The sequence below is a fragment of the Dyadobacter sp. HNCC25DJ184 genome (genome assembly GCF_056895215.1).
In genome coordinates, this window is record NZ_JBXHAQ010000006.1 from 156,391 (window position 1) to 176,109 (window position 19,719).

16 protein-coding genes are annotated in these 19,719 nt (G+C 41.9%); 7 read left to right on the top strand and 9 right to left on the bottom strand.

Translation table 11 applies throughout. The features are described 5' to 3' along the window. Positions 1 to 26 precede the first annotated feature (26 nt). Entirely contained in the window at positions 27 to 1,292 is a 1,266-nt protein-coding gene (gene tviB / locus AC1XUD_RS11270; RefSeq protein WP_483361097.1) for a Vi polysaccharide biosynthesis UDP-N-acetylglucosamine C-6 dehydrogenase TviB, read from the bottom strand. 173 nt (positions 1,293 to 1,465) lie between these two features. Here tviB and AC1XUD_RS11275 point away from each other — a divergent pair, with 173 nt between their 5' ends. Further along, positions 1,466 to 2,278: an FkbM family methyltransferase gene (locus tag AC1XUD_RS11275; RefSeq protein WP_483361098.1), complete on the top strand. Its 813-nt coding sequence runs from the start codon at positions 1,466 to 1,468 to the stop codon at positions 2,276 to 2,278. Between the two features lie 17 nt (positions 2,279 to 2,295). On the opposite strand, the gene AC1XUD_RS11280 is transcribed toward AC1XUD_RS11275, so the two are convergent. Next, a complete protein-coding gene (locus AC1XUD_RS11280; protein ID WP_483361099.1) occupies positions 2,296 to 3,210 on the bottom strand; it encodes a class I SAM-dependent methyltransferase in 915 nt (304 codons plus the stop codon). A 205-nt stretch (positions 3,211 to 3,415) separates the two neighbouring features. Between AC1XUD_RS11280 and AC1XUD_RS11285 the strand changes: the two genes are divergently transcribed. From AC1XUD_RS11285 to AC1XUD_RS11300, 4 genes are all read left to right on the top strand, one after another. Next, positions 3,416 to 4,660: a glycosyltransferase family 4 protein gene (locus AC1XUD_RS11285; protein WP_483361100.1), complete on the top strand. Its 1,245-nt coding sequence runs from the start codon at positions 3,416 to 3,418 to the stop codon at positions 4,658 to 4,660. A gap of 4 nt (positions 4,661 to 4,664) precedes the next feature. Further along, positions 4,665 to 5,435 carry a glycosyltransferase gene (locus AC1XUD_RS11290; RefSeq protein WP_483361101.1) on the top strand — a complete coding sequence of 257 codons (771 nt, stop codon included), beginning with the start codon at positions 4,665 to 4,667 and terminating at the stop codon, positions 5,433 to 5,435. A 186-nt stretch (positions 5,436 to 5,621) separates the two neighbouring features. Further along, a complete protein-coding gene (locus AC1XUD_RS11295) occupies positions 5,622 to 8,618 on the top strand; it encodes a SusC/RagA family TonB-linked outer membrane protein (RefSeq protein ID WP_483361102.1) in 2,997 nt (998 codons plus the stop codon). 11 nt (positions 8,619 to 8,629) lie between these two features. Then, positions 8,630 to 10,000: a RagB/SusD family nutrient uptake outer membrane protein gene (locus tag AC1XUD_RS11300; protein WP_483361103.1), complete on the top strand. Its 1,371-nt coding sequence runs from the start codon at positions 8,630 to 8,632 to the stop codon at positions 9,998 to 10,000. A gap of 109 nt (positions 10,001 to 10,109) precedes the next feature. Here AC1XUD_RS11300 and miaA read toward each other — a convergent pair whose 3' ends face one another. Next, positions 10,110 to 11,042, bottom strand: a complete 933-nt coding sequence (miaA, locus tag AC1XUD_RS11305) for a tRNA (adenosine(37)-N6)-dimethylallyltransferase MiaA (RefSeq protein ID WP_483361104.1) — start codon at positions 11,040 to 11,042, stop codon at positions 10,110 to 10,112. Between the two features lie 45 nt (positions 11,043 to 11,087). Here miaA and AC1XUD_RS11310 point away from each other — a divergent pair, with 45 nt between their 5' ends. Next, positions 11,088 to 11,750 carry a DUF4230 domain-containing protein gene (locus AC1XUD_RS11310; protein ID WP_483361105.1) on the top strand — a complete coding sequence of 221 codons (663 nt, stop codon included), beginning with the start codon at positions 11,088 to 11,090 and terminating at the stop codon, positions 11,748 to 11,750. Between the two features lie 104 nt (positions 11,751 to 11,854). Next, the gene (locus tag AC1XUD_RS11315; protein ID WP_483361106.1) at positions 11,855 to 12,472 is read left to right on the top strand and encodes a collagen-like triple helix repeat-containing protein; all 618 of its coding nucleotides are present in this window, start codon (positions 11,855 to 11,857) and stop codon (positions 12,470 to 12,472) included. 202 nt (positions 12,473 to 12,674) lie between these two features. On the opposite strand, the gene porN is transcribed toward AC1XUD_RS11315, so the two are convergent. The 6 genes from porN to AC1XUD_RS11345 all read right to left on the bottom strand — a co-directional run bounded on the left by porN (position 12,675) and on the right by AC1XUD_RS11345 (position 19,716). After that, entirely contained in the window at positions 12,675 to 13,745 is a 1,071-nt protein-coding gene (porN, locus tag AC1XUD_RS11320; RefSeq protein ID WP_483361107.1) for a type IX secretion system ring subunit PorN/GldN, read from the bottom strand. Between the two features lie 36 nt (positions 13,746 to 13,781). After that, a complete protein-coding gene (porM, locus tag AC1XUD_RS11325; RefSeq protein ID WP_483361108.1) occupies positions 13,782 to 15,371 on the bottom strand; it encodes a type IX secretion system motor protein PorM/GldM in 1,590 nt (529 codons plus the stop codon). 105 nt (positions 15,372 to 15,476) lie between these two features. After that, complete coding sequence (porL, locus tag AC1XUD_RS11330; protein ID WP_483361109.1) at positions 15,477 to 16,289, bottom strand: type IX secretion system motor protein PorL/GldL; 813 nt, start codon at positions 16,287 to 16,289, stop codon at positions 15,477 to 15,479. 118 nt (positions 16,290 to 16,407) lie between these two features. After that, entirely contained in the window at positions 16,408 to 17,481 is a 1,074-nt protein-coding gene (gene porK, locus AC1XUD_RS11335; protein ID WP_483361261.1) for a T9SS ring complex lipoprotein PorK/GldK, read from the bottom strand. A 348-nt stretch (positions 17,482 to 17,829) separates the two neighbouring features. Then, positions 17,830 to 18,804 carry a PorP/SprF family type IX secretion system membrane protein gene (locus AC1XUD_RS11340; RefSeq protein WP_483361110.1) on the bottom strand — a complete coding sequence of 325 codons (975 nt, stop codon included), beginning with the start codon at positions 18,802 to 18,804 and terminating at the stop codon, positions 17,830 to 17,832. A 129-nt stretch (positions 18,805 to 18,933) separates the two neighbouring features. After that, on the bottom strand, positions 18,934 to 19,716 hold the full coding sequence (locus AC1XUD_RS11345; RefSeq protein ID WP_483361111.1) for a uroporphyrinogen-III synthase: 783 nt from the start codon (positions 19,714 to 19,716) through the stop codon (positions 18,934 to 18,936). Positions 19,717 to 19,719 lie beyond the last annotated feature (3 nt).

Consider the following 19,719-nt stretch of genomic DNA (forward strand, 5'->3'; position numbering starts at 1 on the left):
CGCAGAATTCTCACGTAGAAAAAACTTTATAGCCGAGAGTCGACAGTTTCTTTGGGTAATGTGGATTTGATATCGAAAAGCACAGATTTCGTTTCCGTGAAATCCGAGAGGTTAAGTCCAACAAAATTTTCGTGCGCAACGGCAAGAACAACCGCTTCATATTTTCCGGAAATGGATTCAGCCAGAGTAATATTGTACTCCTCTTTCACCTCTTCTGAAGACGCCCAGGGGTCATATATCTCAACTTGCATCCCAAAATCTTTCAATTCTGAATATACATCCACCACACGTGTATTTCGGATATCCGGACAGTTTTCCTTAAAAGTGACACCAAGGATCAGCACACGGCTCCCTTCAATCTTGTGCCCTTTTTTGATCATCAGCTTCACCAGCTTGTTGGCCACAAAAACCCCCATCATGTCATTTACCCGCCTTCCGGATAAGATAACCTGAGGATAATAACCCAGAGATTCTGCCTTGTAGGCAAGGTAATATGGGTCTACGCCAATGCAGTGCCCGCCTACCAAGCCGGGTTTGTACTTCAGGAAATTCCATTTTGTTCCGGCTGCTTCCAGAACTTCGGTAGTATCGATTCCCATGCGGTCGAATATCAATGCCAGTTCGTTGACAAACGAAATATTGACATCACGCTGCGCATTTTCAATCGCTTTCGAGGCTTCCGCAACCTTAATGCTTGTTGCTTTATGAGTTCCTGCGGTAATGATTGACTTATAAAGGTCGTCGACAAAAGTGGCTATTTCTGGCGTTGACCCAGAAGTCACCTTTTTTATTTTGGTCAAAGTATTCACTTTATCGCCCGGATTGATACGTTCCGGGGAATATCCGCAGTAAAAATCGCTGTTGAATTTCAAGCCACTTTCTCTTTCCAAAACCGGCACACAATCCTCCTCCGTACAACCCGGGTAAACGGTTGATTCATAAACCACTATGTCGCCGGCTTTTAGAGCTTTCCCTACGGTCTGGCTGGCTTTTAAAAGTGGACCTAAATCCGGCTTTTTATATGAGTCAATGGGTGTTGGAACTGTAACGATGAACACGTTACAAGATTTCAGATCCTCTATTTCATATGAAAAACGAAGTGTGCTTGCGTCAGTCAAATGAGCAGAATCAACTTCTTGCGTTCGGTCATATCCCCTGCCCAGTTCACTAATACGTTCTTTATTGATATCAAATCCTAAAACGGGGTATTTATGGCTAAATTCCACCGCCAAAGGCAGGCCTACATATCCTAGACCAATCACTGCAATTTTTACTGAACCTATTTCTGGCATGAACAATGGATTTTGATTTCCGGGCTATAAAGCTAGAAATATTAATTATGATGAGAAAATCCTGCTGGAAAGATACTTGGTCCGAGATCCTGTATCGGGCCTTTCAGCAAAATAAAATTCGGTAATAGTAATATCTTTGACGCCTGTAATCAATTTGTAATTGTCAATCACGCATGTACTGGCTTCGTTATCTGCTTAAAGAACCCTATAATTCATTGAAAACCCCGGAAGACAGGGAGTTTATTAAGCTTTTGATGAAATATGGCGACAAACCAAGGTATACCAATACGCAAGTTCGTTTTGGTAAATATCAAATGGAAGTTCCCGACTGCATGTCGTTTCTGTATCAATACAAGGAAATATTTGCGGACGGCAGTTATAAATTCAGCAGCAAAACCGATGCGCCGGTAATAATAGACTGCGGGACTAATATCGGAATGAGCATCCTTTATTTTAAAAGCCTATTTCCAAATTCGAAAATCACGGCATTCGAGGCTTCGGCTAATATTGCAAAATTGCTCCACAAAAATCTCGAAAGAAACGCGATCCATGACGTGACGGTTATCGAGAAAGCAGTTTGGACTGATGATGAAGGTATATGGTTTTCAAACGAGTCGGCAGATTCTTCCTCTATGTATTTGGGTGGAAACAAAACGCTGGTTCCGTCCAAGCGTTTGGCCGATTTTCTGTCTACCCAAAGCCATATTGATTTCCTGAAAATTGATATAGAAGGCGCCGAAACGGAAGTTTTGAAAGACTGTCGCCATTTGCTCGGAAAGGTTCAGAACATTTTTGTGGAATTCCATTCTTATGTGGATCACCATCAAACGCTGGCGGATGTTATGAAAGTCCTGGAAGAAAATGGTTTCCGATATGTGATTGATACGATGCAACACCGCAAAAATCCTTTCATAAATCATTATTACCGGGATAACACGGTGATGGATCTGCAATTGAACATATTCGGATATCGTCCGCAAAAGTAGTTTTACGAACTGGAAAGCTATTTTTTCAAATATGGATTAGGAGGTAAATGGTGAATCAAAAAGCCGTTTTTATTCATTTCCTGCAAAACTTCTTGATCAGGTGTTTTCTTAAAAATAACCGCACAAAGCACCTGCGACGGCATCAGCGTCAATTTTTCGAGTGCATTATGGATCGCCAGTTTTCGCTTGATATTCCTGAAAGCAGCAGATGAATCATCGGCCTTTTCACTTCCGGCAGCTGGGTTATAGTAGTTATTGTTAATTCCTTTGAAAGCGATCATCGGCAAGCCAATTCCATTGGCAAGTTTGTCAATTTCTCTTTCCGAAAGTTTGAAAACATAGTTTCCCACCTCTTCAAATGAATATCTGTTTTTCCAGTATCGCTGCAACAATTTGGTATCAAATCGATCGAGAATATTGCGCATGGCCAATAGCAAGGGCATTCTGGCTATCGGGTCGTGAGGTTCGATGATGATTACCGCTTCCTTGGCCACTCTCAGCATTTCATATACTCCCAAATAAGGTCTTGGAAAATGATGATAGGCCTCTTTACAAAAAACGTAATCAAAGTGATTGTCATCAAATGTCAATTTCTCTACGTTCTCAACGCTGTATTTTTCTATCAGACGATGACTTGCAGACAGAGGCAAAAACGTTCCGGCGATGTCTGAGGCTGTTACATTCAGACCTTTTTCATAAAAGTAATTGGCATCAAAACCGTAGCCGTCACCAACCGTCAGCCATGATTTACCAGTATTTTGCGTAAATGGCAATGTCAGATCAAAAAGTCTTTTATGAAGCCAGTAATTAATGGTTTGATCCTGCTTATCTTTTTTCCATCGCTCAATGGCCTGTTCCTGCAATTCTAAAGACGAGTATCTCTTTTCAAACCACCCCGAATGCGCATCGTGACTCAAATCTTCAAAGGCCATATATAGGTTTTAGCGATTAGCTTTTAGGTGCGATTCGTCGCACGGTTAGTTTTCAAATTATTAACAAAGCTAGCCGAAACCAGACTTGCTCTTTACTGAACCGGAAATTGTTTTGGTAAAAAAACCACTTTGGACGATTAATTCAAACTAAATGACGCTGGCTTTGCTAATTTTGGCAGACTCAAAGTAAAGCGGCAATATAAATATGGTTTTGCATATCAGCACATTTCATCTGGAAGGAGGAGCCGGCGTTGCCGCGACACGGCTCAATCGAGCCCTTCAACACGCTGGTATTGAGTCAAAAATGCTTGTACATCGCAGCAAAACCGGGGAAGAAAATGTTTACCCGCTGGCGGCGACAACAGGGCAGCAAAAAGAGGCCTGGGCATATTTCATCGGAGAAAGACTTGCATATCTACCTTATGAAGCGGATAGTTCGGTCCGTTTCGCCTATTCGCCCGCTCAGGTCGGAGTGGATATCACACAACATCCGCTGGTTCAGGAGGCCGATATCATTCATCTCCATTGGATCAATTTTGGCCTTTTGTCTCTAAAATCGTTAAAAAAGCTTTTCGCATTAGGTAAGCCTATCGTCTGGACACTTCATGACATGTGGTCTTTTACGGGCGGCTGTCATTACAGCCGCGGCTGTGAGAAATACCTGACGCAGTGCCAATATTGCAAATACCTAAGTCGACCTGACGAATATGATATATCGTTTCAGCAATTTGAAACCAAAAGATCAATCTACCAGGATAGTAATATATCGTTCGTCTCTCCTAGTAAGTGGCTGAATGAGTTAGTAAAAAATGCGGTTTTGACTGGAAAGCATCGCGCACTGAATATCCCTAATTGTCTTGATACCGACGTTTTTACTCCTCATAACAAGACACATGTTCGCGAGCAATTCAACCTTCCGGTTGATAAAAAGCTAATCTTGTTTGCCGGTGCTAATACGCAGGATGTCCGCAAAGGCTTTACCTATTTTCAGGACGCGATGAATATGACAGATCAGGATTATGAGGTTTTGGTATTTGGGAAAGCAAATCCTGCTTCATTTGAAAATCTTAAAGCGAAGGTTCATTATCTGGGAACGATCTCAAATCAGCAAGATATGGTCAAGGCATATAACGCAGCCGATGTCATTGTCGTCCCGTCGTTGGAAGACAACCTGCCCAATACCATTATGGAAGCCATGGCTTGTGGAACTCCGGCGGTGGGTTTCAATACAGGTGGAATTGGCGATATGATCGATCACAAGCAAAATGGATATCTGGCAGATTTCAAATCAGCTGCTTCTCTTGCTGAAGGAATCAATTGGGTGATCAGAAATAACCAAAAAGGTGCTCTTACGGCCCTAGCGCGCGGGAAGGTTTTGCTCAATTATACAGAAGAAGTCGTTGCGAGAAAGTACAATAAACTTTATGAAAAACTGCTGACCCAATCTTAACGGAATGCCGCTGATCACGATCATTACAGTCACTTACAACGCCGAACAATTTCTGCCACGCACCTTGGAAAGCGTCAATCGCTGCTTGGCAGAAATTGAGGATAAAGGTGCAATTGAATATCTGATCATCGACGGGGCGTCAAAAGACAATACTCTGAAAATAGCAGAGCAATATGCTTCGATTATATCCAAAGTTGTTTCCGAACCTGATAGGGGGCTTTACGACGCCATGAACAAAGGTCAGCAACTGGCATCGGGTAGATATCTGTGGTTTTTGAATGCCGGCGATGAGATGTATAACCAATATACCTTAAGGCATCTTTTAAGGGCCTTGGAAGCCAACGCTGACATCTATTACAGTGATGCTATGTTTGTAAAAGAGGACGGCTCTGAAGTTGGTTTGCGAAGTATATTTACGCCTCACACCCTCCCTCGCTCACTCACCTGGAAAGATTTTGATTTGGGAATGAAGGTTTGTCATCAAGCTTTCATCGCTAAAGAAGAAGTGGCCAATTCATATATGGTCGACAATCTGAGCGCGGATATTGATTGGGAAATCAACTGCCTAAAAAAATCGGATCGTATCGAATATCTGGATTTCACGCTATGCAGATATTTACTTGGAGGACTTTCCGTCAAAAATCACCGAAAATCGTTGATCGACCGTTTCCTGGTTTTGAAAAAACATTTCGGATTAATACCTACCCTCGTTAACCATATTGTCATTTTGTGGCGCGGTTTCCTGTTCAAAAGGCAGCATGGGAAATATTGGTAGTTCTGACGCCTAAAAAGTGCTTCAACACCCGGAATACCCCAATTTGGCTGTTCGATCATAACCTTTTTTTTTCATTTTAAATTTTATCAAATTTCGAAAATAACCCATTTCGAACTTAGTAATTTTGCGCTGATATAATTTCTCCCTATTTTGTTCCGGTAACTCATCTAACAACAAAATATACTTATGGGAAGAAAACTTTTATTCACCTTTCTGAGCTTGTTTTGTATAGTTTTGACGACGTCTGGTCAGAGCGTACAAATCAGCGGCAAAGTACAAGCAAAAGATGACCAAACCCCATTGGCGGGAACCACGGTTCAACTTAAAGGCTCCTCTGTAGGAACACAAACGGACAATGAGGGGAAGTATATGATCCAGGTTCCCGGCCCAACTTCTGTGTTGATATTCAGCTTCATAGGCATGATATCAAAAGAGGTTACTGTTGGTAATCAAAGTGTGATCAATGTTGACCTGGTGTCGGATCTGAAAAATCTGGGCGAAGTTGTTGTGGTAGGATACGGAACGCAAATTAAGAAAGATCTTACTGGCGCGATATCAACTCTGAAAGCAAAAGATATTGAAAATCTTCCGCTTCCCACCGTTGAGTCGGCACTTCAGGGAAGGGTATCCGGTGTATTCATTAATTCAGGATCGGGAAAATTGGGTCAGGGATTAAATATCCGCGTTCGGGGTATATCCTCTGTTTCCGCATCCAACCAGCCTTTGTTTGTAATTGACGGTCAACCGGTTATCTCTCAGTCATTAGGCACCGCGGGAGAACCGGACAACCCCCTTGCGTCAATCGCCCCAGATGATATCAAATCAATGGAGGTGCTGAAAGACGCATCGGCTTCGGCAATTTATGGCGCGAGAGCAGCCAATGGTGTAATCCTGATAACTACAAAGTCGGGAACGGCAGGAAAGACGAAAATCAATTTCGGATATTTCACGGGTGTCTCCCAACCAACAAGAAAAAGGAAGTGGCTGAATAGTCAGGAGTATATCCAGCTTTTTTCGGATGCAGCCAACAACTCATCTTACAATGGCTCTGAATGGACAAATCCGGAAGAAGCCTGGCAAAGCTACGGCGGTGGTACCGACGACTGGGCCACACCAGCTAATTCCGACTGGGCGAATGAGGCTTTCCAAAAAGGAAGTGTCTCTCAATACAGCTTTTCTCTTGACGGAGGAGACGCAAAAACAAAATTCTTCGTATCGGCAAGTTACAATGATCAAAAAGGGATTTTGCTGGCTAACCGCCTCACAAGAGCAAATGGCAGGGTAAATATTGATCATCAGGTGAATGATAAATTCAAGGTAGGTGTCAACCTGATGTTGAACAGAACGGAGAACTACCGGGTAGCTTCGGATAATGCGTTTACCAATCCGGTGCAGCTCAACGCCATCCCTCCTATTCAGCCTATTAAAAATCCGGACGGAACTTATAATCGTAACACATTATATACCAATGTATTGAATGATATTGCAAATTCTAAAAATAATGCACTATCCTTCCGCTCAATTAGTAATGCATTTGCACAATATAACTTTACGCCCAACTTGTTTGTGCGTTCAGAAGTAGGGTTCGATATCATTCAATATGAAGAAGATCAATACGATGGCCGGGAAACACTGGACGGACAACCGGGAGGAAGAGGATTTAATTCGCAAAAGAGGGTCTTAACCTACAACACCAACAATATTGTCAATTGGACCCCAACGATCGGCGACCGCCAGTCTCTCGAATTATTAGCCGGCCTCTCTCTTCAAAAGAGCTCTTCAAGCAGTAATTTTGTAGAAGGCAAAAGTTTCCCGAACGATAAGTTCAAGAAAATTGCCAGTGCTGCCATCATCTCTGACGGAAATTCGGAAGGTACAGGATTTAGCTTTCTTTCCTACTTTGCCCGAGCCAATTATAAATTACTGAATAAATATCTCCTGGGTGCTTCTTTCCGCGTGGACGGTTCTTCCCGTTTCGGAAAAGACAATCGATATGGTGCATTCCCGGCGGTCTCTGCAGGCTGGGTTATATCAGAAGAGGGTTTCCTGAAAGAAAACACAACATTAAGTTTCCTTAAATTAAGATCCAGCTATGGAACTACCGGTAATGCCGAAATTGGAAACTTTGCATACCAGACCCTTTACAGTGCAAATCCATATGCCTCAGAATCAGGTATTATCCCGGATCAAGTGGGCGTGAACGATTTAAAATGGGAAAAAACAAATCAGTTCGATGTCGGTCTGGACTTTGGTTTTTTCAATGATCGGATTTCTGGAGAAATTGATTATTTCAATAAAAAGACTTCAGATCTATTGCTGAACTTCCCCCTACCTGCGACAAATGGATTTGTCGATATTACGAGAAATGTGGGCAATCTTGAAAATCACGGTTGGGAATTTACACTTAACACTCAGAATTTCATTGGTAGTTTCCGGTGGTCAACCTCGTTTAACCTCTCTACATATCGAAACAAAATTACAAATCTGAACGGATCAACTATCAACGGAGGTAGCAGACAGATTGGGCGTATTTCTGAAGGTGAACCATATGGGTATTTCTATGGCCCTAAATATGCCGGTGTCAACCCTGACAACGGAAATGCACAATACGTCAACACCGACGGGCAAGTAGTGGATCAGGACGATTTTGACGGATATGAGCAGAAGATCGGAAATCCGAATCCTAACTTTTATGGCGGTATTGGAAACCACTTTTCATATAAGGGATTTGACCTCGACGTTCAAACTCAATTTGTACAGGGAAATGACTTGTATAACATAGCCGGTTTCTACCAATCCGTCAACGGTGACTATTATGACAATCAGTCGCAAGACCAAATGGCATATTGGAAAAAACCAGGCGATATCACAGATATCCCTCAACCACGCTTATTAGATGGAAATGGTTCTATTAAATCATCGCGTTGGGTACAGGATGGATCTTATTTCCGGGTGAAAAGCGTGACTTTCAGCTATACTGTACCTAAGGCGGTATCACGTAAATTCAAAGTTGAGAATTTTAAGATTTTCGCGGCAGCACAAAATCTTTTTACGTTCACAAAATACGAGGGATATGATCCGGAAGTGAACGCATCTTACACAGGTAGTGTGAATCTGGGGCACGATTTCTATACACCTCCTCAGGCTAAAACAATTACCATCGGTGTTAATCTAGGACTTTAATCTTGAAAAAAATGAGACTTAATATAATATGGAAATCAACGCTCGCCTTCATTCTGGCATTTGGTATCACCAGCTGTGATAAACAGTTGGATATTGATCCAACACAAGCTGTTGACGGAGCTACCGCTCTAGAAACAGATGGAGATTTTAATAGTGCGGTGGTCGGAGCATATAGTTTACTGGCAGACGGCAATCTTTACGGAACGAACCTTAATATGTTCGCAGAGCTTCAAGCCTTTGAGGGATATTGTGTATGGGGTGGAACATTTCAAAGCTATCGTCAAATCGCCACCAAGGCTATAACTATTTCGAACACTGATGTCGCCGATACTTGGGTAACAGCTTATCAGACAATTAATATAGCAAACCTTTTAATCGACAACAGTTCAAAAATTGAAGATGCCGACTTAAAAACAGAGATTGAGGGACAAGCAGCCTTCATCAGAGGTATTTTATATTTCGAATTAGCCCGTCTTTACGGATCTCCATATGAGTCGGGCACGACTAATTCGCAAGCGGGCGTACCTATCCTGCTTAAAGGAGTCGACAATTCGGACGATGCGTATGCGGTCAGCAGTCGTAAGAGTGTGGAAGAAGTTTACGCACAAGCATTGACAGACCTGACTGATGCTTCCGAAAAGCTTTCGGAGGAGCGCGATGACCACAAGGCTACCAAATATACTGCCATGGCTTTTTTGTCCAGAGTATATCTCCAAATGGGCAACTATGCAAAAGCGCTTGAAATGGCGAATACAGTAATTGAAGAATCAGGTAAGACATTGAATACTTCGGTGACGGCGGCCTTCGCTAACAAAAACACCAACGAAACGCTCTTCGAAATTCAGGCAAACGATCAAAATAACGCCGGAACGACAAATGACGGGCTCACCACATTCTATTCCGGTCAAACTGACGGGACAGGAAGGGCTGATTTATATATCAACGCTGCTTTTCCGGATGAATACGAAGCGGCAGATAGCAGAAAGACCAATTTGATCTATGTCGGTCGCAGAAGTCGGAATTATACAGGAAAATGGAAAGCTTTCGGACAGAATATTCCAGTAATACGACTAGCCGAATTGTATCTCGTCAGAGCGGAATGCAACGGCAGACTAAATTCGAAAGTAGGTGACACGCCGTTGAATGATGTAAATCTGATCAGATCAAGAGCCGGGGCAAGTTTGCTAAAAACGGCGACAGTAGATAATATTCTGGAAGAAAGAGTTTTAGAACTTTGCTTCGAGGGACTCAGAATACACGATTTCAAAAGAACCCAGAGAAGTACCGGAGACTTCCCTTTTGATGCTAATGAACTTGTATTTCCAATACCGGAACGCGAAATGAAGGCTAATTCAGAGCTGGTTCAAAATGATGGATATTAATTCTCCATTCCTACCAACAAAAAAGCACCGCTTGATGGCGGTGTTTTTTTGTTAAATTTTTATCTTAAATCATTGGACACAAAATCGCCTTATTTCCAACTATTTACCCTCACTGATCGGCACTGGATGTATTTATAAAATCTCCAATGTAATTCAATATCCCTGCCATATCATCAGGATGGAACCAATTGAAATCCGCCTGGTGCCGAAACCAAGTCAACTGCCTTTTTGCATATCTCCTGGAATTTTGCTTTAATAGCCTGATCATTTCCTTTTCCCCATATTCTCCGTCAAAAAATCCGTATACCTCTTTGTAGCCCACCGTTTGCAAGGCGTGATGATTTCTAAAAGCGATCAAGTCCCTGGCTTCCTCAACAAGGCCTTCTTCCAACATTTGGTCCATTCGCAGATCAATCCGATCATAAAGCTCCTGCCTATCCCTATCTAGCCCGATCAGAATTTGATTGAAGGGTCGCGCCTTCACTTTTTTGTTTTGATATTGCGATATGGGTACACCACTGCTTTGATAGACTTCCAGTGCTCTGACCACTCGCTGGGGATTGTTAATCTCCGTGGAGGCCGCAAAATCGGGGTCAATCTCCTGGACTTCCTTTTGCAAAACGGCTAGCCCTTCACCATTCAAACGCGCAGTGAGAGCTTCGCGGACTCCGGGAAGTGGTGACGGAAGTTCATCCAAACCGTCAATAACTGCCTTAACATAAAAACCCGATCCGCCCGTCATGATTACTGTATCATTTTGTTTAAACAGCTCGATCAATAATTTTAACACATCTCTTTCAAAATCACCCGCACTATATGTTTCGGATATCGAATGAGAATTTACAAAATGATGCGGCACGCTCGCAAGATCCCCAGATGTTGGTTTCGCAGTTCCGATATTCAATTCCTTAAAAAACTGTCGAGAATCGGCGGATATAATTTCAGTCTTCAGCTTCTCAGCAATTTTTATGGATAGCTCCGTTTTCCCGACCGCAGTCGGACCGGCAATAGTGATCAGGAATTTTTCAGCGGAGTTTGGCATTCTGGGCTTTTTATCTCAAATTTAATTTGCACAAAAATATACACCATGAATTTCAGCACACTAATTTTTTTCATTATTTCACTCTTTCTGGGTGCGGGTTTGGGCGTGCTGGTATACAATTGGGTCTCAAAGAACAAATCCGGAAAAGAAATCACTAAAGCTGAGTCCACGGTACTACTCGAAAGCATCGAAAAAGTGTTCAAAGTTGTGATGGCCGAAGGATATTTCACGGAAATCTACAATTACGAAAACGACAAAAATTTCTGGAACTTGATCAATGACAAGAAAAAAGCATTGATTATCGCTAAGGCCAAAGTACTGGTCGGCTATGACTTCGCAAAAATGAGATTCCATTTCTCAGACACTGACAGAAAAATGATCATAGATTATTTCCCCGAGCCTGAAATTCTCTCAATGGATACGGATTATAAATTTTATGATATAGAGCAAGGCTGGTTGAACAGATTTCAAACAGATGACTATACCTCTCTTCTAAACGAAGCCAAACAGACCATGAACGACAAAGCCCTTAACAGCGATTTACCAAGAATTGCGACTAATCAGGTTCAGTTGATGATGTTCCAACTAGCCGCCACCATGAACTGGAAAATTGATATGCAATTGCCCGAGGCTAACAAACAAAGTCTGGAAGAACATAATAAGTACTTCCCGACAAACGCAAGTATACTCTCGCTTGGCAAAGAGTAACATTAAAAAATTGCAAATATTTGTCAGCAAATCTCCGATAGTTTGCGTAGTTATATTAAATTACAAATATCTTACTACATTTTATATTTCTAAACTTTACTGTTATGCTCAGAAAATTATCAATGATGTTGATTGTTGGCATGTTTGTAGTATTCGTTGGCTGCAAAGGCGACCAGGGTGATGTTGGACCAGCAGGGCCGAAAGGTGATACCGGAGCAGCCGGTGCCAATGGTACAAACGGAACAAATGGAGTTGACGGGGTTGATGGCTCGGTCCCACTACTTTTATCTTCAGGAGCGACCTCAACTGATTCCACCGGCGGCTTCACCACTGGATTATCAGGACTTAATGCTGACGCAATCGCGACTTTGGAAAAAACTGCAGTTTTGGTATACGTCAAAGTTCAGGGTGTTTATTGGCCTTTGCCTGGAATCGTTTCTTTCGGAGGTGGAGCGCTTAGCCAATTTACATTTGTTCATGGCATTCAGGATGATGTATTTTTTGTATCAATCATTCCGACAAACTGGTCAGAAGATGTGGATGATGCCCCTGAGAGAGACTTCGAAGATGTACGTGTAGTCTTGTTACCAGGTGAGGAAATAAGCGACGGCAGAAAGAATCTTGACGTTGACTTCAAAAAATACGAAGACGTTGTTGCTAAATTTGGTTTGAGCGAAAGCAAAGTGATACAGCTTAAAAATATTTCCTTGAAGAAAAAATAATCTTTTCAAGAACAATCGAATAAAGCAGATTGATATTGATCAGTCTGCTTTTTTTGTGGCCAATAGGGGATGAAATCCACAGTTGCAGCCCGTATACATCCTTCAATACCACAACATCACCAACTTCTAAAAAGACACTTCTAAAGCATAAAAAAACGGATCCAATGCTGGACCCGTTTTATAATATTCAAATCTTAATTTCTTAGTATTCCCAAAGTCCACTTTCAAGTTCCATTAATTCTTGTTCGTAGTTGAGAGACTTCATCAATGCTTCTTTTTCGCCCCCGTAGATATCCAAGAAAGCTTTATCGCTTGCATTGCTATACTTTACAATACGTCCGTAAAATAGTCTTAAATCAAATGCATCAGCCAAGTTCTTGTTCTGCGCGGTATTATGGGTGTTATACCAAATATATTTCTTAGGATCGCTCCGGAATAATCTGTCAACATCTTTGTATCTGAACGATGCTACCGGCAATTCCAATCCTGTCGCAGTTTGGTCGGACGGTAGAATAATACTGATCGTTTGGATATCATTATAAAGTCTTGATCTCTTCTTATCAAAAGTCCAATCCTCTTTAATCTCTAAAACCGAAAGCTGATTTGGGAAATATTCCTCCTCAGTTGCCAATTCAGTTTGAAAAGCTGCTTCAACCTTTGCTGGCTCTTCTACTACTGGTGGCTCTTCTTTCGCTACCGCAGTTTTACCTTTCTTGCCAGATTTCTTTTTTGGAGCCCCCCAGCCGTCATCCTCTAACGCGGGCTCTTTCTTAGCATCCTTTTTTGTACTTCCCCAACCATCATCTTCCTTGGCGGTATTGTTAGCCTGCTTACTGGGGTCCGTTTTTGTTTTTTTGTCATCCCAACCATCTACAGCCATAGGAGCACCGAAACCAGCATTCTTCTCTTCTTCCGAAAGTCCAGCAGTTTGATTCGGGATCAATATTCTTTTATGCAATTCCTCTTTCGTTAAAGGCGTTGCGCAGGAATCATTCGTATATGCCTCTATCAATCCTGCCTTTGCCGCCTCTAGCAAATAACGGGTAATCTCGTTATTTTTAGAGAACATTGAAAGATTCTGCTTTTCGCTAAGATCCACCCTTCTCCACAATGTCCGTTTCATCATAATATCACCATCGGCTATGGGACGCGCCGAATATTGATTCACTGTTGAGTCGACTCTCTCTTGTGCGTGAGCAGCAGCGGCTCCAAGGGAGATCGCTAATAACGACCATGCGATTGATTTACAATTCATTCTTCTCATATCCTGCATATAGTTTATTGCCTAAGCAACGACTAAAAAAAGTTTTTAGTACAAAGTAACCTGACGAACTTGGGTTCCCATTTCAACATCACTGACTGCTCCCTTAAAGTTCTGTCTTTCAACTTTAATAATAGTAATTACATAACGGTCATTAGGCTGCGCCTGTTGTGCCAAAGACGAAATAGAACCTCCCCCGCTATTCAAGGTAACGCCCGCAATTCTTCTGTTCCCTCTTGCCAAAGAAACCTCGATCTGCGACACGCGGAAACGAGCGTCAGCAGGAGAGAAATTTTTAAAACTTTCATCCGGAACAGCAAGAACTTGAACGCTTCTCGCACCGCTAGCAGGCACACCTTTACGCTCGTCATATGGCGCACCGTTTACTCTCACTTCAAGTGAAGGTTTCGGAACACGATTTACGCGAAACGGTTCACTACCTAATACACTTCCAGCGTTACTTACTGTGATATTGAGTTGAGCCTTATTTGGCACGATTGTGAACTTGCCCTTAGCCGCCTCATTAATAATCTCTCCACCATCAGTTGAAAAGCTCGGTGCCCATAAAGCCCCAAGTGCCGGGCTTTGTATGCTCAATTTGTTAGCGCAACCAAGGTATAAAGGTGGCAATGTTCCTGTTTCAATTTGGTAAGAAGGTTTCACAACAAAATACTCCTCGGTCATTGAGTATGTGGTATCTCTTCCAGACGGAGTCGGAATTGTGATAAGGCCTTTCAATTCTCTTTTAGCAATGCCCTCCGCATTATATCCACCACCCTGAGCTGTAAATTCGATCAAACCAACCCCATTTTCAACTTTAACCGGTGAGCCGTTCAGGCTCATCCGAGGAGTGATACCGGATGCCGAAGCAGCAATGAACATCTGCCCTTTAAATTTGGTACCTGCAACAACAGTTTTTGCATCAGCACTAACCATTGCCAGAATTCTGTCGAATTTAATATCTGCTGCACCAACTTTACTTGCCAAGTAAGTCAAAACTTCCCCTTCCATTCTACGAATATCGGTTTGTTTCTGACTTAATACTGCCAAAGCAGCTGCAACAGGAGTTTGACCAAAGTTTAAATCAGCAAAATCCTTGCTTCTTTGGTCTTTATTATTTTTTGCAATCGGATCCTCTTTTCCATCTAATGCAATATTTGCAAATTTCGTCGGCGAATATCCGTTCAATTTGGCTACGTACTGATTCAGATCTTGTTTTAGCTGAAAAGCTTTCCCTCTTTTCCCCACACCAATCATCAACTCACCGACCTTAGCTTCTTCCTGTGGATTTTTGATCGAACCTTCCTCATTCAAACCACCTCCAGCTGCAACCACTTCCTGTTTTAAAGCATTCAACTGGTTAACGATTGCCGCTGAAATCTGACGAACTTCATCCGCCTGTTTCATCACTGCAACGTCTGCAGCTCTGTTGCCTGATTTATCAACCGCCGCTTTTATTTTTAGTACTGTTTCCTGGTTTGTTTTATTTACTGCATTTGAAGACAGTTCCAGAGAATTATTCAAGAGAATGAATTTTTCAATGATGGCTGAACTTACCTGTAATGCAAGCATCGCAGTCAGTACCAGATACATCATTCCAATCATCTTCTGACGGGGTGTTTCTTTTCCACCTGCCATATTGTTCAGTAATCAGTTATCAGTGATTAAATAGTTTAGTGAAACAAACATTTATAAAGAGGATCTTAAAAGACTAATTATATGTGCTTGTTAGGGTTAATGAGATCAGCCGTTGCCACGCATCGCCGTCAGCATATTACCATATATTCCATTCAACGAAGAAATGTTGGTAGTCAGCTTGGACATCTCATTTTTAAATATCTGCGATTCCTTAGTAGCATCCGCCATATTTTCCATGGCAGCTGTAAGGTTACCATAGAACGCGTTCATCGCTTTAAGGTGTTTCGTAGTGTCCTGCAATTCCAGTTCGTATACTGCATTCAATGCGCCCATGTTCTTGGTGATTTCCTGGAATTTCTCACGATAGCTTTGAGCATCCTGAGTTGCGTCCGCCATCGAAGTCATCGCGTTGATCGCAACTCCATATGACTTATTCATATCTGAAATTGCAACAGAAGCAGTCTTCACATTTTTCGCGTAGTCGTTTGTTGCAACAGTCGCGTCGGTCAGGTCGGTGATTTTACCAACTGTTTCCGAAAGATTTTTAAAACCTTTCCCAAGACTATCAAATATTTCGGGAGATATCTTCGCATTATCCAGCATACCATCCAATTTCGCAGTAATTCCGCTGCTTGATGTAGCACCTCTTGTAATGGCCGGGCCGCTGTAATCATCAGCAAGTTCAGGGTATACTCTGGTCCAATCCGGATCCTGCCCTGAATTCTGAGTTAATGTCTGTAATGCATATAATAAAAATATGAGAACCTCTGTACCCAAACCTGCTGTAAGAAGCGGGCCACCAAACTCCCAATGTTGAATTTTAGCCAATGCTCCTAAAATAACAACAGCAGCACCAGCACTATATATTGTAGGTACCAGTTTATCCCAAAAAAAACTAGGTCCGCTATTCTTAGCCATACGAATTAAAATCGGTTACAGTGAATGAAAAAAATATTAGAAAATTAAGTTACGAGGTAAGTTTCATAGAAAAGAAGCAGAGTATTTGAAATACACTGCCTCCCTGAAAATTTAATTGTTAGCGACGACGTGCACGAGCTCCCCCTCTGTCATTTACATTGTCCATTACGCAGCGGAAACCTATGAAAGCTCTTGTTTCCGTTTCGTATTCAAAAGTACGTGTACCGGTCTGAAGATAGTAAGCAATATCTTTCCATGAACCGCCTTTCACAACCTTACGAGGTTCGTCAGGATTATCATATTTTGGGTTCATGTCCCATACGATGGCCGAAGCATTATCTGTATACGCATCCAATGTCCACTCGGCTACGTTTCCAGCCATATTATATAATCCGAAGTCATTTGGATTGTATGCGTTCGCGGGACCGGTGTATGGATATCCATCGGCATCGTAATTTCCTCTTTGAGGCTTGAAATTGGCAAGGAAGCAACCTTTTGCATTCATTGTATATGGATTACCCCATGGATACTTAGCCACTGCCCGACCCCCTCTCGCTGCCCATTCCCATTCAGCCTCACTTGGCAAACGGAATCCTGTAGAAGCAAACTTGCCTTCCTGAGCCTGAAACTCATGCAGCAAATTGGTACGCCACTTTGAAAAATATTGAGCGCCTAACCAACTTACACCCACAACAGGATAAGTATCGAAACCAGGGTGTTGATAATAATATTCCTGAAAAGGATCTCCATTAGAATATGCAAAATCCTTTTTCCAAACGGTAGTATCGGGATAATATTTTTTCATTATCTCCTCTTCTCCAATGACGGAAATAGAGTCAACAAGTAACGCGTTTACAAACTGACGATACTCATTATTGGTAATTTCAGTATCGTCCATGAAGAAAGAACTGATCGTTACCCTTCGGTTCATATTGTTCATTGAAGAAGCAATATCCTCGTCAGCCTGGCCCATTATAAAAGATCCTGAAGGTATTACTACCATTCCGGCCGGAGTTGTTTGCTTGAAACCTTTTCTTTCAGTGGCGGTAATCTCACCATTACTGATACCGCTTTCTTCCTTACCTCCCCCACCAAACTTACTCTTGATAAAGCCACAACTTTGCATAAACAAAAGTGCAGATACCAAAAGCAGGCTTTTAACTCCGTTCCGATAGAATACGTTCACATTCATAATGGTTTTGATATTTGGATTATATTGTCTGCCTAAAAACGTCGACAAGTGTTTATATAGTATACTGGTAAAAAAAACAAAAGTAACAATTCAAAAGGATGATTTTATAGGTCTCAGCAGCACTAATTGCTTGTAAAACACACCATTTTGAACTCTGAGCAGATAACGTAAGTTTTTCAAAATTCGTATGCTCGTGTAAAATTATACAAATATAAATTAAAGTTTGCCAATCTTATAAATGTCTGCTCACCGGTAAATACAAAAAAGGGTACGCCTCTATTCAAAAAATGAAATATTAGATTATTTTAATGCAAAATATTCACTTTTCTCTACCAGTTACAACCTCTCTCAGAAACGGAAACGAGGTGTCCTGATAATCGTCTTCTTGCCTGTTTTGGATGGCAATGCATAGGATAAAAGCACCTCAAAAGACGATGGCGCTTTGGTCTTATTTTGGCCGATTACCATATCATACGCTCCGGATAACCTTAAAGATTGGTCAGACAACAAATAAATTCCACCCATTACGATAAAATAGGTATCCTGTTGTCGGTAAGTTCCACCAATCCAATAACGTTTGTTGTAAGTAACGGTTGCACCGCCTTCGACAGACACAGTTGATATATCCGATTTAACCAACACAATAGGCTGTATATCAAGTAAATACCCAAGTTCTACATTAAAGCCGGCGTTTAAATAAGCAGTTCGTGGCAGTGGATTTGTTCCTGTTTCGCTTCCAAGCTGGTATTTCGGTTTTAACAAGTGGTTCATCGACAACCCTACATAAAACGCGTCCGCCTCATATCTTACTCCAGCAGCAAAATCCGGATTGATTTCTGAAATAACACCGGTTTGAATTAAGGGATCTCCCGGATCGCGGGCTCTTAGTTGACCATAGTCGATCGATTGACGAAAGATTCCTGCGCTTGCTCCTACTTGCAGCTTACCGGTTCCTAATGGGATATAATATGCAGCAGACAGTTTGAAATCCTGATCGGTCCGGGGTCCGCTTTTATCGTTCACGGCATAAAACCCAAGACCAAAATTCTTAAATGGCATACTCACAGAGAACAGCTGAGTTGACAAGCCACCACCCTCGTCGGCAGGATTGCTAGCCTGATATCCGGCATATTGACTTCTATGAATGAGGGAAAATCGGGTGACACCATCCGCTCCAGCGGCTGCGGGATTCAAATAAAGCTGATTAAGCTGGAACTGACTAAATTGTGGATCCTTCTGGCTAAATGCAGTCGTCGAGATCAATAAAAACACCACGACCAAGCTGCGCCACTGTATATTCTGAACCGTAAAAGTAAGGGTCATACCATGCTGGATTTTAAATACCGTATTAAGCGGTCACATTCTATTCAATAACGCATATTGGTCAAAAAAATTGATATATAATAAAAAAAGGCCGGGAAAAAATCCCGGCCTTTCTCTGAATATATATTTTTAAGGATTGTTCACCTTTTTAATGTACAATTCCAGCGCGCCGGTCATGGACGGAGCGTTAGGCAATGGTGCCTGAATATCAACTATTAACCCCGCAGCCTCCACTGCTTTTGCGGTTGTTGGTCCAAATGCGGCCAGCCTTGTAGAATTTTGCTGAAAATCCGGAAAATTGTCATAAAGAGATTTTATCCCAGACGGACTGAAAAAAGCGATGATATCATAGAATACATCTTCCAAATCTGAAAGATCAGCCGAAACGGTTTGATACATCGTAGCTTCTGTAAAATGAAATTCCTCTATATCAGCAAACTCCGGAATATCGTTTTTACGTACGTCGGAACAAGGGTATAAAAACTTCTCTTTTTTGTGCTTACGCATAAGCTCGATCAATTCCGCAGCAGTTTTAGTACCTGTGAAAATCTTTCGTTTACGTATCACTATGTATTTCTGAAGGTAGTTGGCTGTTTGCTCAGAAATACAGAAGTATTTCATCGTTGCAGGAACTTCCACCCTTCCTTCATTACAAATTCTGAAAAAATGGTCGATCGCATTTCTGCTGGTGAAAATTACCGCAGTATGATCCAAAATATTCACCTTTTGCTTACGAAACTCCTTGTAAGGTACTCCGTCAATCTGAATAAATGGGCGAAAATCGACTTTGATGTTGTATTTTCTTGCTAATTCGAAATAAGGGGAGTTTTCGTCTGCCGGTTTAGACTGGCTAACTAAAAGACTCGTTACCTTCTTCAATCTATCCTCGCCAAGTTTGATAGTCTCACTCATGAA